Consider the following 14,997-nt stretch of genomic DNA (forward strand, 5'->3'; position numbering starts at 1 on the left):
CCTAATCATTAGAATAAAAAACTAGGAATTATATGGCAAATCAAACCCTATCTTTTTCAAGATCCGATTCGGCAAAATTTTTCAGAACCCTTAACAAAAGAGTGAATAACTATTTTAAGGAAAACAATATAAAACGAACCGGAAATTGGCAACTTTGGGTAAAAACCATAGTTATGTTCGCTTTATTTTTAACACCCTATTTTTTATTGCTAACCTTAGATATTCCCACTTGGGCTCAGATTCTTTTAACCATTGTAATGGGTATAGGAATGGCTGGTGTTGGTATGAATGTTATGCATGATGGAAATCATGGTTCATTCTCAAACAAAGAATGGATAAATAGGTTAATGGGAAGTAGTATTTATATCCTAGCTGGTAATGTATACAACTGGAAGGTTCAACATAACGTACTACATCATACCTACACAAATATTCATGGTCACGACGAAGATTTAGAAGCCGGAAGAATACTCCGATTCTCTAAACATACTCAATGGCGCAAACACCATAAATTTCAGCACTACTATTCAATTTTATTATATGGTTTATTAACAATTAATTGGGCTATCACTACTGATTTTCAGCAAATGCATCGTTACATGAAGCGTAAGTTGTCTTATGGGAAATTACCAAATCCATTTGTTAATTGGAGTAAACTGGTAATAACAAAACTTATTTATTTATCCATGTGGATCGTTTTACCAATTGTATTAACTGATATTGCTTGGTATAAAATTTTAATAGGTTTCTTTATAATGCACTATGTTGCTGGTCTCATTTTAAGTGTTGTATTTCAGTTGGCCCATGTCATGGACGAAGCAGAAATGCCAATGCCAGAGAAAGATGGTACAATGAAAAATACTTGGGCAATTCACCAGTTAAAAACAACTGTAAATTTTGGGGCAAAAAGCTGGTTAATTAACTGGTATACTGGTGGCTTAAACCATCAGGTTGAACATCATATATTTCCTCACATAAGCCATATCCACTATGGTAAAATTGCCAAGATTGTTAAGGATACAGCTAAAGAATTTAATTTACCTTATAAAGAATATAAAACTACAAGAAAAGCAATTGCCGCGCACTTTAGGTTTCTTAAGGAAATGGGAATGCGACCAGCAATGCAGGCATAATTCATTTATTATTATATCATGAACCAACTTTCAGATAGAATTAATAATCTATCGACTTCAGCAACCCTTGCTATGGCAGCAAAAGCCAGAGAACTCAGAGCAGAGGGTAAAGACATCATTGGACTAAGCCTAGGAGAACCAGATTTTAATACTCCGGATTTTATTAAAGACGCTGCCATTGAAGCAATTAATCAAAATTATAATAGTTATACTCCTGTAGATGGTTATGGTGATCTTAAAAATGCCATAATCACTAAATTCAAAAGAGACAATAATCTTAGTTATGTACCTGCTCAAATTGTTGTTTCTACAGGTGCAAAGCAATCATTGTCAAATGTAGCTGCAGTTTTAATTAATGAAGGTGATGAAGTTATCCTACCATGTCCATATTGGGTAAGTTATAGTGACATTGTAAAATTAAATGGCGGAATTCCAGTAGAAGTTAAAACGTCAATAGAGACAGACTTTAAAATGACGGCTGAACAGCTTGAGGCTGCGATAACACCAAAAACGAAAATGATTTGGTATAGTTCACCATGTAATCCAAGTGGATCAGTATATAGTGAGCAAGAGCTAAGATCGTTAGCCAAAGTTCTTGAAAATCACCCTAATATATTTGTGGTTTCTGATGAAATTTATGAACACATAAATTTTAAAGGCGGACACTTTAGTATGGCCAATATTGACCATATGTACGACAGAACAATTACTGTAAATGGTGTCTCGAAAGCATTTGCAATGACAGGTTGGAGAATCGGGTATATAGGTGCACCAGATTGGATAGCCAGAGCTTGCAATAAAATGCAAGGACAAGTAACAAGTGGTGCTAACTGTATTGCACAAAGAGCCGTAATTACAGCTTTAGAAACTGACCCTTCTAGCATTTCCTATATGGTAGAAAAATTTAAGGAAAGACGTAAACTTATATTGGGTTTGCTAAATGAGATTGACGGGTTTAAATCAAATGAGCCAGAAGGTGCGTTTTATGTATTCCCAGATGTTTCAGCATATTTCGGAAAAACAATTAAAGGAACAACCATAAATAACGCAACTGACATGTCTATGTTTTTATTACAGGAAGCTCTAGTTGCAACGGTTACTGGAGAAGCATTTGGAAACCCTGATTGTATTAGGATTTCATATGCCGCTTCAGAAGAAAACATTAAAGAGGCAATTAAACGTATAAAAGATGCGTTAAGTTAATATTACACATCAATCGCCTTTTTTAAAAAGCTATAACAGTCTTTGTATTGTTATAGCTTTTTTTATGATTCAGTTTTAGAAAATTGCTACCAAGATGATTGCAAATATTGAAATTCTTAAAATGGTCGCTGTATGGTTCACAACATTCAATTGTGAAGATCTAAGTCTGCGTCTTATTCCAAACAATGACTTTGTCGTAGTCTTGCTGAAATTCTTCTTCACTAAGGATTTATAGTTCGAATTTAATAATCCTTGTGTTGTAAAATGAGGTACCTCAATGGGTTCTGATACAAATTCTAATTCTTGATTTAATACTAATTCCATGATTGATGATTTTAATTGGTTACGTAAATATGACGGACAATAATCAAAAATGTTACACCTCGTATCTCAACTATAGCAACAGATTGAGTTGCTAAACACAAAATATATCAGTAAAATTATAGGCTGGCTAAAATTTTGGAATAAGAAAATATTTCTCTGAAATTATCGATTTCTCCAGAAGAAAGGTGTTAACAAAATTAAAATCGTAAAGAGTTCTAAACGTCCTAATAACATTAAAAATGAAGCCCACCATTTACCGAGCGCTGGTAGCGCGGCATAATTATTTACTGGACCAAATTCCCCAAGCGCAGGTCCAACATTTCCTAGACTTGATGCAGAAAGTCCAATTGCAGATTCAAAATCCATTTGGAACATTGAAAATATCGCAGCTCCAATAATAAATGACAGCATATAAAGTATAAAGAACCCGAGTATGTTAAATACAATATCACCGGAAATAGATTTTTTGTTATAGCGGACAGGTAAAATTGCATTAGGATGGAGAGCACGCTTAAATTCTAAAAAGCCGTTCTTAATAAGTATTAAATGACGTACAACTTTAACGCCTCCTGCTGTACTACCAGCAGAACCTCCTAAAAACATTAAACCAAAGAAAAACACGGTTAAGAACGGTGTCCACATTGTATAATCTGCAGTAACAAATCCAGTTGTAGTTACTATGGCTAAAACTTGAAACAATCCATGCCTAATAGCACTTTCACCTTCACCAAATACCATAGGATGAGCAACCGAAGATTGAGAGACATCAGCTCTAAAATAAATGAGTAATGCCGCAACCAGAGTAAAACACAATATGAATCTAAAATATAATTTAAACTCATCGTCTTTTGTAATCTTAGATACCTTTCCTTTAAACAGATAGTAACTTAAAACAAAATTGGTTCCTGCTAAAAACATAAAAAACATTATGATATATTGTATGGCAGGATTATCATTCCAATGGGCAATACTGGCATTTTTTGTTGAAAAACCACCTGTAGATAATGTACTCAAGGCATGATTAATTGCATCGAAAAAAGACATACCAGCAATTTGAAGTAATATAGTCTCAGCAACTGTATAACCAACATAAATTAACCATAAGCGTTTAGCAGTATCTGTAATTCTTGGGTGTAATTTATCACCTCCTGGACCAGGTGCCTCAGCAGCGAATAACTGCATACCACCCACACCAAGTAAAGGAAGAATTGCAATAGCTAATACAATTATTCCCATACCACCTATCCAGTGTGTGGTACTACGCCAAAACAATACGCCTTTTGGTATTATTTCTATATCATTGAGTATACTCGCACCAGTAGTTGTATAGCCAGACATAGTTTCGAAAAAAGCATCGGTAAACGAAGGTATTGCTTCAGTAACTAAATAGGGTAAGGTACCTGTTAAAGACATAACGATCCAACCAAAGGCTACAACTATGTATCCTTCGCGTTTGTTCATTTCCTTACGATGATTTCTTGTACCGACCATGGCAAAAGAGCCAATTAATAAAGTTGCTAAACCAGCTAACAATAGTTGCACTGTAACTCCATCTTCATAGATCAAACTAATTAATGTAGCAATCATCATAAAACCACCATTAAATAGCAGTAATAAGCCAAAAAAGTGAAAAATGATTTTATAATTTAAATGCAGTCGCGACATAATTATGAGAAAAATGCTTCTACTTCAGAAATAGAGCGAGGCAAACAACAAACAACTACCCTATCACCTGCTTCTATGGTAAAACTTCCTAAAGGAATTAATCCTTCACCATTTCTAATTACTCCACCAAAAATGGCAGATTTAGGAAATTGCAAATCCTTTATTTGATTGTTAGTAATTTTAGATTCAGGTTTAACAACAAACTCCAAAAGTTCAGCATTCATGTTGGTTAGTTTAGTCATTGCAACGACTTCACCCTTTCTTATATATCTAAATATGTTATTTGCTGCTAATAATTTTTTATTTATAAGGGTATCAATACCAATGGACTGAGATAATTGATAATAGTCCATATTTTCAACTAAAGCAATTGTCTTTTTTACACCCTTAGATTTGGCTAAAAGACACGACATTATATTGGTCTCAGAATTACCTGTTACAGAAATGAAGGCATCCATTTCAGATATACTCTCTTCCTGCAGTATTTCAACGTTTCTACCATCACCATAAATAACTAAGGCATTTGGTAATTGGTCAGCTAAATCTTCTGCAACAGTCTTTTTATTCTCTATAAGTTTTACGTTGAATTTACTTGCACATAAATCCCTAGCCGTTTTGTAACCAATTTTACTTCCTCCAAGAATCATTACATTTTTTATCCCAACCTTGACCTTACCAGACAATTCAAATAATTCTTCATCTCCTCCTTTAGAGGTCATAAAAACTACTGTATCGCCTTCTTTAAACTGAGTGTCTCCTCTTGGTATAATCGTATATTGTGTTCCATATCTTTGTATGGCAATAGGTATAAAATGTAATTCTGAATATAATTCTGCAGCCTCACGTACAGTTTTACCAACAAACGTTGCAGTTCTTGATAATCTTAAACTTAACATGGTAAGCGCACCTTCTTCAAACTCATAAGTGTCATTAAATCCATATTGATTTAATAATAACTCTATTTCACCAGCGGCTAGAGACTCTGGGGAAATAAGTTCATCAATACCAAATTTGGAAAACCCAATCGTCTCCTTGTCATCAATAAACTCTGTATTTGATATTCTAGCAATAGTTTTTTGAGCACCTAATTGCTTTGCAAGCACACTAGCTGTAATATTGGTTGTTTCTGAAGATGTAACTGCAATAAAAAGTGCAGCAGTGCCAATCCGAGCTTCTCTTAAAATAGAAATGGAAGTAGCATCACCTTTTATTGTTTTAATATCTAAATGTTCGCCTGCATAGGCAAGGCTGTCCTTTCTAGTATCAATAAGTGTTATCTCTTGCGACTCGTAGGATAATAATTTAGCTAAATGAAATCCTACCTCTCCTGCACCTGCGATAATTATTTTCATCGAATTTGTTTCAAATAGGCGTACAAATATACATATTATTTAATGCTGGTATCAATTTTAAAAATGATATAATTACAATTACAAATTATAGAGAACACTCTTATTACCGTATATTTGCAAAAAATTTTTAATGGCTGAAAAAGTAAAACCTTATAAGGATAGTGAGGCTTCTAAAAAAGCACAGGTCACGAAAATGTTTGATACCATATCAAAAGAATACGATGGCCTCAACAGAGTGATCTCCTTCGGAATAGATGTTAAATGGCGCAATAAGGTTGTTAAGTTAGTTTCTGAAACTAATCCTGAAAATATTTTAGATATTGCCACAGGTACTGGTGATTTGGCCATTAATTTATCTAAAACCAAAGCTAAAGAAATTATTGGATTAGACATAAGTGACGGCATGCTAGAAGTAGGTCGTAAAAAAATTAGTTCAAAAAATCTTGATGGCATAATCTCTATGGTTATTGGCGATTCAGAAGATCTACCATTTGAAGAAAATTCTTTTGATGCTATAACAGTCGCTTTTGGAGTGCGGAATTTTGAAAACCTTGAAAAAGGACTGGCAGAAATTTTGAGAGTCCTTAAGCCGAACGGAATTTTTGTAATTCTAGAAACATCTGTGCCAACAAATCCTATATATAAATTTGGATATAACACATATTCAAAATATATTTTGCCAGTCATAGGTAAAGTATTCTCAAAAGATAGAGTTGCTTACAAATATTTAAGTGAATCTGCCTCAGTATTTCCATATGGCGAAGAATTAAACAATATTTTGAGAAAAATCGGGTTTATTAATGTCGTAGACAAACCACAAACTATGGGAGTAGCAACTATTTATACAGCATCTAAAGCATAATATGAGGCGAATAATATTCATTGTAGGATTTCTATTGGTATTTCAAGATGCTTCGGCACAGCTTTTTACTAAAGAAAAAGTACCGAATAATATTAACAATATTGATCAGAAATTTTTGACATGGGGTTATTTTTTAGGATTTAACCAATATGACTTTAAGTTTGAGTATAATGAAAATCTTGAGGATATTTTGGTAGACAAATCGTTCGGGTTTCACCTAGGTTTAATTGGTGATATGCGAATAAATGACTACATGAATTTAAGGTTAGAGCCTGGTGTTTACTTTACTACTAGAAATATAATGTACGATGAAAGTTACTTTAACGGTACGACGTTTTCGGATGCTGATTTGTTGAGGGAAGTAAAATCAACCTACGTACATGTACCTCTTCTATTGAAGGTATCAACCAAACGAATTAATAATTTTAAACCTTTTATAGTTGGAGGGTTCTCGGCTGCTCTAAATCTATCTAGTAATCAAGATAATCCTGATGATAACAGTTCAGGCGAGTTTAGAATGAAAAAAGGAACCTACTTTTATGAAATTGGTTTTGGTATAGATCTTTACTTACTCTATTTTAAATTCACACCATCTATACGCGGAGTTTTTGCAATTAATGATGAAATTGTTAGGGATGCCGATCCGAACAGCCCTTGGACTGGTAATGTTGCAAAAATGCAAACAAGAGGCATTTTTATAAATTTCACTTTTCAGTAAACCGTCTTTTAAATTCACTTAAAATGATAGCCGTTGCATTTGCAACGTTTAAGCTTTCTGTATCTTTTACATCACCAAATTGAGGAATGGTAATTTTTCTATCAACCATATCTTCTATTACTTCAGATATTCCATTAGCCTCGTTACCAAGAATTATTAATCCTTTTTTTGGCAAGTCTGCAGTATAAATGTTTTCACCCTTCATAAAAGTGCCAAATATTTCCACATTAGTTGTTTTTAAATACTCTAATAAATTGACATAGTTAATACTAACTCTTGCTAACGATCCCATTGTCGCTTGCACTACTTTTGGATTATAACAATCTACTGTGTTTTCACTGCAGATAAGCTGTTTAATTCCATACCAATCACAAAGCCTTATAATTGTACCCAAATTACCAGGATCTCTAACATCATCTAGTACAATAGCCAAATCAAAATCTAATTTGTTACGGAATGCTGGTATTTTAAATATAGCCAATGCTGTATTTGGATTTTTTAATGCTGATATTCTATTAAGCTCGGTATCACTAATCAAAATTACTTTATCATCTATGACGTCAAATATCGGTTTAGTAGTGTAAAGACAAACTAATTCAAATTCGGAGTTTAAAAATTCATTAATGCCCTTAATACCCTCAACAACAAATAATCTTTCTTGTTGCCTGTGTTTTTTTTGGCTTAAACTTTTAATTAACTTTATTTGATTCTTTGATAACATTAAAATGTCTTTACTTTTGTTAGAGAAAGTACAAAGAAAACCTTTTTTGGACTAATTTTTGTTCAAACAGATTCATATCTAAATTAACAATAAGACTTTTGAGACTAGCAGATTGCATTGCTTTAATGAAATTAAGATACAGAACTATTTCTAATGCTATAGCTTTTGTTATTTTTTTGTCCTTATTAAGTTCGTGTAATATAGTCAAAAGGGTTAAGTCGGGTAAGCATCTAGTCACTGAAAATGTCATCTTAGAGGACAATAAGAAAACCAAAGAAGAACGTATTAACAACATTATTATTCAGAAGGTTAATTCTGGGATGCAGGGCATTTTTAATTATCCATTAAAATTACATATCTATAATCTGGCTAGACCTAATATCGATTCTATAATCGATGCAAAAATCTTAAGCAATCCCAACAAGGTAAGACGTAAAACAAATCTTTTATCAAAAAAGCAATTTGATAAATACATACAATCAAAGAGAGACTTTAATACTTGGTTAAAACGTACAGGAGAAGCACCCGTTATCTACAATCAAGACAAGACAGAAAAGACGGCAAGCAACCTAAATAAATATTATGCAAAGCGAGGTTGGTTTAATAATACAGTGGATTTTGAGGTAAACAAAGACAGCAATAAAAGGGCAAAAGTGACCTACAAGGTAGTTAAAAACAATCCTTATACACTAGATTCAATAAAACCTTTTATCAGCAGTCCTGCCATTGACTCATTGTATAGTGATTTCAGTAAAGCCTCCTACTTAAAAGAAGGAGATCAATTTGATGAAGATAATTATGAGCGTGAACGAGAGCGCATTAATACCTACCTTAGAAATTCTGGTTTCTATCATTTTGGCCAAGATTACATACGTATGGTGATTGATACCATCGGAACAAATAATAAGGTGAATACTGAATTAGTTATTGCGGACAGGTCAATTAGGGCTGAAGATTCTGTTATTACTAGACCCTTTAAAATATACAAGATTAAAGAAATAAACGTATTCACTGATGATAATTTTGAAAATAGATTTAAAGCTATATCTGATACAACTATCTACAAAGACTATACCCTATACAGTAAAAACAAATTAAAGTTTAGACCCAAGGCTTTAACGGATGCGGTTTTTCTGAATAAAGGTGATATCTATAGTGATTTAGCAAGAAGTAGAACATCGAGATATCTTAACGATTTACAAATGTTTAGATACCCTAGTATTGACTATGTTGAAAATGAGGAAGATTCTACTTTGACTGCCAATATATACTTAGAACCCAGAAAAAAATATACCTTAAGCTTTGACCCAGAAATAAATCAGAGTAATATCCAGACCATTGGGTTTTCATTTAGCACTGGCTTAAAAATCAGAAATATTTTTAGAGGTGCAGAAACTCTAGAAGTCACAGGGATTGCAGCTATTGGCGCTTCAAAAGATCGCTCTGATGATGCTTCAGCTTTCTTTGATATTAATGAATATGGAGGAAATATAAGACTTACTCTTCCACGGTTATTTACACCTTTTAATACGGACAGGATTATTCCAAAATATATGTCACCTAGTACAGTGATTAACCTCTCTACTACTAGCCAGCAAAACATTGGTCTAGACAAACAGACACTAGCTGGTATTGTTGCTTATAACTGGTCTCCTAAAAATACAGTTTCAAATACCGTAGAATTATTTAATGTTCAATTTGTAAAAAATCTAAACACAGATAATTACTTTGGAGTCTACACCAATTCATTTGAAAGACTAAATGACATAGCTCAAGATATTGGTTATATCAATCAAAATGAGAGTTTGGAGAATCCTGCGAATAATTTTGATCCTGCAGATGTATTTATCGATGATGTAATAAATGGTAGCACATCACTAACACCTCAAGATGAAGATTATGTAGCAGTAAGCAATATTGATGAGCGTAAAGAGCGTTTAACAGAAAACAACTTGATTTTTTCATCCAGTTTTGATTACAAAAAAGACAAACGACAGAATATATTTGATAACGATTTCTCAGTATTTAAATGGCGAATTGAATTAGCGGGTAACTTATTATCCAATCTTTCTGAAGCATTGGGAGCATCAAAAAATGATAATGGTAATTACGAAGTATTTGGAGTTGCATTTTCACAATACTTTAAAACCGAAATTGATTATGTAAAGTACTTTGATTTTGGTCGTAATAATATATTTGCATTTAGAAGTTATGCAGGTATTGCTATACCGTACGGCAATTCTAATAGTATTCCGTTTGCTGAAAGTTTCTTTGGTGGTGGACCAAATGACAATAGAGCATGGACTGCTTATAACCTGGGACCAGGTAGCTCAAATAATACCAATGAATTTAACGAAGCAAATTTTAAAATCCATTTAAGTGCAGAACAACGCTTCGGTTTATTTGGTGACTTGCGAGGTGCACTTTTTGTAGATGTCGGAAATATTTGGAATGTCTTAGACAATGTTGAAGATGAAGACGCAACTTTTACAGGATTCAAGTCATTAAAAAATATTGCTGTTGGATCTGGTTTTGGTTTAAGATATGATTTCGACTTTTTTGTCCTGAGATTTGATGTTGGTTTTAAAACTTATGACCCAGCACAAGAAATTGATAACAGATGGTTTAGAGATTACAATTTTAGAAATGCTGTATATAATATTGGTATCAACTATCCATTCTAAATAAGCCACATTTAACGACATCGTTTTCGCTTTTTATCCTGCATTTATCTTCATAAACTGATGAATTAAATTTCAAAATTGCGTATTTTTGAAGTCTAATTTTTCAATCATAATAATATGAGTCATAATATAAAACCTGGCGTTGCAACAGGAAGAGAAGTACAAGATATTTTCAACTTGGCAAAAGAAAAAGGATTTGCATTACCAGCTGTAAACGTAATTGGTTCTAACACTATTAACGGTGTTCTAGAAACTGCAAAGGCATTAAATGCACCTGTAATAATACAGTTTTCAAATGGAGGCGCACAATTTAATGCAGGTAAGGGATTAAGTAATGAAGGTCAAAAAGCCGCAATTGCAGGATCAATTGCTGGAGCAAAACACGTGCATGAAATGGCTGAAGCTTATGGTGTACCAGTAATACTTCATACGGATCACTGCGCCAAAAAATTATTGCCATGGATAGATGGTTTGCTAGATGCAAGTGAAGCTCACTTTAAAGAAACTGGTAAGCCATTATACAGTTCTCATATGATTGATTTATCTGAAGAACCAATTGAAGAAAATATTGAAATCTGTAAGCAATATCTTGAACGCATGAGTAAAATGGGCATGACTTTAGAGATTGAGCTTGGTATTACAGGAGGAGAAGAAGATGGTGTAGATAATACAGATGTTGACGATTCTAAATTATATACTCAACCTGAAGAAGTTGCCTATGCCTATGAAGAGTTAAGTAAGGTAAGTGATCAATTTACAGTTGCTGCAGCCTTTGGTAATGTACACGGTGTATATAAACCAGGAAATGTTAAGCTTACACCTAAGATTTTAAAGAATTCACAAGAATATGTTACTGAAAAATACAGTGTTGAACACAACCATATAGATTTTGTTTTCCATGGTGGGTCTGGTTCAACTGTTGAAGAAATAAGAGAAGCAATTGGCTATGGTGTTATTAAAATGAACATCGATACGGATATGCAGTGGGCTTTCCTGAGTGGCGTTAGAGATTATGTAGAAGAAAAAACAGACTATTTACAAACCCAAATAGGTAATCCTGATGGTGATGATGTTCCAAATAAAAAGTACTATGACCCTAGAGTATGGTTGCGCAAAGGCGAAGAAGCATTTGTAACTAGACTTAAAAAAGCATTTGAAGATTTAAATAATGTAGACACCTTATAATATCTACTGTTTAATTAAACAAACCCATTGAAATAAAATACGAATTTCAATGGGTTTTTTATATTTAAGGTAAAATGGATGTTAACATTCATTTTTTTGTGGTTAATAATAATATGGTAATTTTGTATGTATTGAAATACCAAAAAAAACTAACTAACTAAAACCTTCGATTTTAGAGCTTCTATTTCTAAAATTGAAATATCTAAAAAAATAAATCAAATGGCTTGGTTTAAAAGAAAAGACAAAGGAATACAAACTTCAACCGAAGAAAAGAAAGATACACCCAAGGGGCTTTGGTATAAATCTCCTACTGGTAAAATAATTGACACTAAAGAATTAGAGCAAAACTTCTATGTTAGTCCTGAAGATGGATACCATGTTAGAATTGGCAGTAGGGAGTATTTTGAAATACTTTTTGACGATAACAAATTCAGAGAATTAGATGCGAATTTGGGTTCAAGAGATCCTCTGAAATTTGAGGATACCAAAAAATACCCTGAACGTTTAAAAGCCGCACAAGCTAAGACAAAACTTAAAGATGCGGTAAGAACAGCAGTAGGAAAATCTATGGGCAAAGACTTAGTCATAGCTTGTATGGACTTTACATTTATTGGTGGTTCAATGGGTAGTGTTGTAGGTGAAAAGATAGCTCGTGCAGCGGATTACGCTCTAAAGAAAAAAATTCCGTTTATGATTATTAGTAAATCTGGCGGAGCTAGAATGATGGAAGCTGCCTATTCTCTTATGCAACTTGCTAAAACCTCGGCTAAGCTAGCGCAATTGGCGGAAGCCAAAATTCCTTATATCTCATTATGTACTGACCCAACAACGGGTGGAACAACTGCATCATTTGCAATGTTAGGCGACATAAATATTGCAGAGCCTGGAGCTTTAATTGGATTTGCTGGACCAAGAGTGGTAAGAGATACTACAGGACAAGAATTGCCTGATGGTTTTCAAACTTCAGAGTTTTTATTAGAGCATGGCTTTCTAGATTTTATCTCTCATAGAAAAGATTTAAAACATAAAATAAATCTTTACATTGATTTGATAAAAAATCAACCATTAAGAAGTTAACTAAAAGGTCTCGTTTGAGGCCTTTTTTTATTTGTTTATTTATTTACTTTAATTTAGTAATCCGCAATTAACCAAAATCTGGAATATGAAGCTAAAACTACTTTCATTATTAATTATCATTACGCATGTATCAATTGCACAAGCGCCTATTAACCAATTTGTTAATAGCTCAGAAACGGAATACGCTATTGTAGATTCAACAAACCCAATTGACGAAAGTGCTACTGGCTCTGATTTAACTTGGAATTTCACAACACTTTCTCAAATTGGAACAAACACTGATACTAATGCAGCACCAACACCGACTGAAGTAAGCTCTTATCCAAATACTACGGAGGTATTGAGTATTACAACTGATGGAATGCCACCTGTAGTTAGTAAAATATTTATAAGAAATAATTCTGGAGAAATATCATTAACAGGAGCTGAACAAGGTAGTGACCTAACCTTAGTGTTTAGTAATAATGCCACTCTGGGTACTTTCCCACTAAATTTTAATTTCTCAAATACAGACGCTACAAGTGGTGATTTTAGTGGTAACGCAAATGGCACAAATGTTAATGGCACATTCTCCGGAACAATGGATACTGATGTTGATGCTCATGGTACATTAAATCTAAATGTTTATGGATTAGGTGCATATAGCGGCAATGTAACAAGACTAAAAACGGATTTGAGTATTTCACTTGTGGTTGCTGGAATTTTTAATATTGGTACTGTTGATCAAACAAATTACTATTATTATGACGATACAGATGGTAGTTTAGTATTTAGAACTTCCACCAATGTCATAGACATTGATTTTTTGGGTAATGTGGTCAATGAAACCATAATACTATATGAAGCCCTGAATCAAAGTTTATTGAGTACAGATGAATTTAACCTCAGTGCTAAAACACTCAAATTATATCCAAACCCGACTTCAGCTGTCTTAAATATTAATATTTCAGATGATATTCAAATTAATGAAATTTCAGTTTCTGATTTGAACGGAAGGCGAATCGACATGAATACAGTAACCAATAATTCAATTGATGTATCTAGATTGGTTTCAGGATTATATATCATTCAAATACAAACTGACAAGGGTAGTTTTTCAAGAAAATTTTTCAAAAACTAAAATAAAAAAGAGCTACACATTTGTAGCTCTTTTTCCAATCAACCTAAAATAAACCACTAATTCAAGGTTATATCAATTTCTTGTCCATTATTAAATGTAAATGTCGCTTGGTTGTCACAATCTCCCTCTCCATAATCAAACACACCACCAAAATTAGTGCGCTGAACATCAAATGATCCACTTACAAAATATGCACAAATTACTTCTCTACGTAATGGTACCAATACCTCATAGGTATGTGTATTACCATTAACAAAAGTTGCGGTCCAATTTCCTGTTATTTCAAATACATTATCACTAAATATTCCACTACCAAATCCTACTACCCATTCTCTAATTCTTGTACCTTCTCTAGATGCTTGTACACCATTAGGCCAAATTACTGTAATATCTAAATTGTGTGTAAACTGTGGATTACCATTTTCATTAGATAGCTCTTTTAGGATGGAACGACTTCCTATTACATTTTTATTGTCAAAATAAAAGTCAACTAAATTATAATTAATGAAAATTTGTTGGGCTTCTGGGTCTCTAGTGTAATCAAAAATGATTTGTCCTTTCAAAATATGACCATTAACAAGACAACCATCCGTACCAAAATCTAATGTTACCTGTCGATAACCTTGTTGTGCTACAACAGTTATTGTAACACATTCTGGAATATCACCAGCATATGTACCACGACCTTCTTCGCTTACCTCTTGCCCTTCATAAGCATCAATAACCAAATCACCCAAAATATTGTCTACCTGATCAATTTCAGCTGAGCGTTGTACCTCTAATGTGTCTTCTACTTGGTTTGTTGGCTCTGAAATATCTTCGCTTTCACTACACGATGTAAAGATTAAACCTAAAACCACAAGGCTTAAAATCCCTTTTCTAATTGCATTAAAATTTTTCATGATTACTTTTTTATTGTTAATATACTGTTAAGACCACAGTAATTCAAAAAG

General features: G+C 33.2%; 13 protein-coding genes. 8 read left to right on the top strand and 5 right to left on the bottom strand.

What is annotated here, in order from left to right; all coding sequences use genetic code 11:
- The first annotated feature begins 32 nt into the window (after nucleotides 1-32).
- Both LBV24_RS01355 and LBV24_RS01360 read left to right on the top strand, forming a co-directional pair.
- A complete protein-coding gene (locus tag LBV24_RS01355; protein ID WP_224476811.1) occupies nucleotides 33-1,133 on the top strand; it encodes a fatty acid desaturase family protein in 1,101 nt (366 codons plus the stop codon).
- 18 nt (nucleotides 1,134-1,151) lie between these two features.
- A complete protein-coding gene (locus tag LBV24_RS01360; protein ID WP_224476812.1) occupies nucleotides 1,152-2,336 on the top strand; it encodes a pyridoxal phosphate-dependent aminotransferase in 1,185 nt (394 codons plus the stop codon).
- Nucleotides 2,337-2,411: 75 nt separating this feature from the next.
- Here the strand turns inward: LBV24_RS01360 and LBV24_RS01365 are convergent, their stop codons facing one another.
- The 3 genes from LBV24_RS01365 to trkA all read right to left on the bottom strand — a co-directional run bounded on the left by LBV24_RS01365 (nucleotide 2,412) and on the right by trkA (nucleotide 5,677).
- Nucleotides 2,412-2,660 (bottom strand): hypothetical protein, encoded by a 249-nt coding sequence (locus tag LBV24_RS01365; RefSeq protein WP_224476813.1) that lies wholly within the window; start codon nucleotides 2,658-2,660, stop codon nucleotides 2,412-2,414.
- Between the two features lie 162 nt (nucleotides 2,661-2,822).
- Nucleotides 2,823-4,325, bottom strand: coding sequence for a TrkH family potassium uptake protein (locus LBV24_RS01370; protein ID WP_224476814.1), 1,503 nt, complete (start codon nucleotides 4,323-4,325; stop codon nucleotides 2,823-2,825).
- Nucleotides 4,326-4,327: 2 nt separating this feature from the next.
- Nucleotides 4,328-5,677 (bottom strand): Trk system potassium transporter TrkA, encoded by a 1,350-nt coding sequence (gene trkA, locus LBV24_RS01375; protein ID WP_224476815.1) that lies wholly within the window; start codon nucleotides 5,675-5,677, stop codon nucleotides 4,328-4,330.
- A 130-nt stretch (nucleotides 5,678-5,807) separates the two neighbouring features.
- Here trkA and ubiE point away from each other — a divergent pair, with 130 nt between their 5' ends.
- Both ubiE and porT read left to right on the top strand, forming a co-directional pair.
- Nucleotides 5,808-6,539, top strand: a complete 732-nt coding sequence (ubiE, locus tag LBV24_RS01380) for a bifunctional demethylmenaquinone methyltransferase/2-methoxy-6-polyprenyl-1,4-benzoquinol methylase UbiE (RefSeq protein ID WP_224476816.1) — start codon at nucleotides 5,808-5,810, stop codon at nucleotides 6,537-6,539.
- A 1-nt stretch (nucleotide 6,540) separates the two neighbouring features.
- Nucleotides 6,541-7,257, top strand: a complete 717-nt coding sequence (porT, locus tag LBV24_RS01385; protein WP_224476817.1) for a type IX secretion/gliding motility protein PorT/SprT — start codon at nucleotides 6,541-6,543, stop codon at nucleotides 7,255-7,257.
- Here porT and LBV24_RS01390 read toward each other — a convergent pair.
- Complete coding sequence (locus LBV24_RS01390) at nucleotides 7,244-7,978, bottom strand: TrmH family RNA methyltransferase (protein ID WP_224476818.1); 735 nt, start codon at nucleotides 7,976-7,978, stop codon at nucleotides 7,244-7,246. The two genes, porT and LBV24_RS01390, sit on opposite strands and share 14 nt — an antisense overlap.
- 125 nt (nucleotides 7,979-8,103) lie before the next feature.
- Between LBV24_RS01390 and tamL the strand changes: the two genes are divergently transcribed.
- The 4 genes from tamL (at nucleotide 8,104) to LBV24_RS01410 (ending at nucleotide 14,044) form a co-directional block, all read left to right on the top strand.
- Nucleotides 8,104-10,662 carry a translocation and assembly module lipoprotein TamL gene (gene tamL / locus LBV24_RS01395; RefSeq protein WP_224476819.1) on the top strand — a complete coding sequence of 853 codons (2,559 nt, stop codon included), beginning with the start codon at nucleotides 8,104-8,106 and terminating at the stop codon, nucleotides 10,660-10,662.
- A 117-nt stretch (nucleotides 10,663-10,779) separates the two neighbouring features.
- Entirely contained in the window at nucleotides 10,780-11,847 is a 1,068-nt protein-coding gene (fbaA, locus tag LBV24_RS01400) for a class II fructose-bisphosphate aldolase (RefSeq protein WP_224476820.1), read from the top strand.
- 219 nt (nucleotides 11,848-12,066) lie between these two features.
- Complete coding sequence (gene accD / locus LBV24_RS01405; protein WP_224476821.1) at nucleotides 12,067-12,924, top strand: acetyl-CoA carboxylase, carboxyltransferase subunit beta; 858 nt, start codon at nucleotides 12,067-12,069, stop codon at nucleotides 12,922-12,924.
- Nucleotides 12,925-13,009: 85 nt separating this feature from the next.
- Nucleotides 13,010-14,044, top strand: coding sequence for a T9SS type A sorting domain-containing protein (locus LBV24_RS01410; RefSeq protein ID WP_224476822.1), 1,035 nt, complete (start codon nucleotides 13,010-13,012; stop codon nucleotides 14,042-14,044).
- Between the two features lie 56 nt (nucleotides 14,045-14,100).
- Here the strand turns inward: LBV24_RS01410 and LBV24_RS01415 are convergent, their stop codons facing one another.
- On the bottom strand, nucleotides 14,101-14,946 hold the full coding sequence (locus tag LBV24_RS01415) for a hypothetical protein (RefSeq protein ID WP_224476823.1): 846 nt from the start codon (nucleotides 14,944-14,946) through the stop codon (nucleotides 14,101-14,103).
- Nucleotides 14,947-14,997 lie beyond the last annotated feature (51 nt).

This window comes from Winogradskyella vincentii (assembly GCF_020166345.1).
Lineage (GTDB): Bacteria > Bacteroidota > Bacteroidia > Flavobacteriales > Flavobacteriaceae > Winogradskyella > Winogradskyella vincentii.

Excerpts from the sequence above, each read along its gene's own strand:
- LBV24_RS01415 (WP_224476823.1), bottom strand. The coding sequence starts at position 14,946 with ATGAAAAATTTTAATGCAATTAGAAAAGGGATTTTAAGCCTTGTGGTT.
- LBV24_RS01365 (WP_224476813.1), bottom strand. The coding sequence starts at position 2,660 with ATGGAATTAGTATTAAATCAAGAATTAGAATTTGTATCAGAACCCATT.
- ubiE (WP_224476816.1), top strand. The coding sequence starts at position 5,808 with ATGGCTGAAAAAGTAAAACCTTATAAGGATAGTGAGGCTTCTAAAAAA.
- LBV24_RS01390 (WP_224476818.1), bottom strand. The coding sequence starts at position 7,978 with ATGTTATCAAAGAATCAAATAAAGTTAATTAAAAGTTTAAGCCAAAAA.
- porT (WP_224476817.1), top strand. The coding sequence starts at position 6,541 with ATGAGGCGAATAATATTCATTGTAGGATTTCTATTGGTATTTCAAGAT.
- LBV24_RS01410 (WP_224476822.1), top strand. The coding sequence starts at position 13,010 with ATGAAGCTAAAACTACTTTCATTATTAATTATCATTACGCATGTATCA.
- LBV24_RS01360 (WP_224476812.1), top strand. The coding sequence starts at position 1,152 with ATGAACCAACTTTCAGATAGAATTAATAATCTATCGACTTCAGCAACC.
- accD (WP_224476821.1), top strand. The coding sequence starts at position 12,067 with ATGGCTTGGTTTAAAAGAAAAGACAAAGGAATACAAACTTCAACCGAA.
- trkA (WP_224476815.1), bottom strand. The coding sequence starts at position 5,677 with ATGAAAATAATTATCGCAGGTGCAGGAGAGGTAGGATTTCATTTAGCT.
- LBV24_RS01370 (WP_224476814.1), bottom strand. The coding sequence starts at position 4,325 with ATGTCGCGACTGCATTTAAATTATAAAATCATTTTTCACTTTTTTGGC.
- tamL (WP_224476819.1), top strand. The coding sequence starts at position 8,104 with ATGAAATTAAGATACAGAACTATTTCTAATGCTATAGCTTTTGTTATT.
- LBV24_RS01355 (WP_224476811.1), top strand. The coding sequence starts at position 33 with ATGGCAAATCAAACCCTATCTTTTTCAAGATCCGATTCGGCAAAATTT.
- fbaA (WP_224476820.1), top strand. The coding sequence starts at position 10,780 with ATGAGTCATAATATAAAACCTGGCGTTGCAACAGGAAGAGAAGTACAA.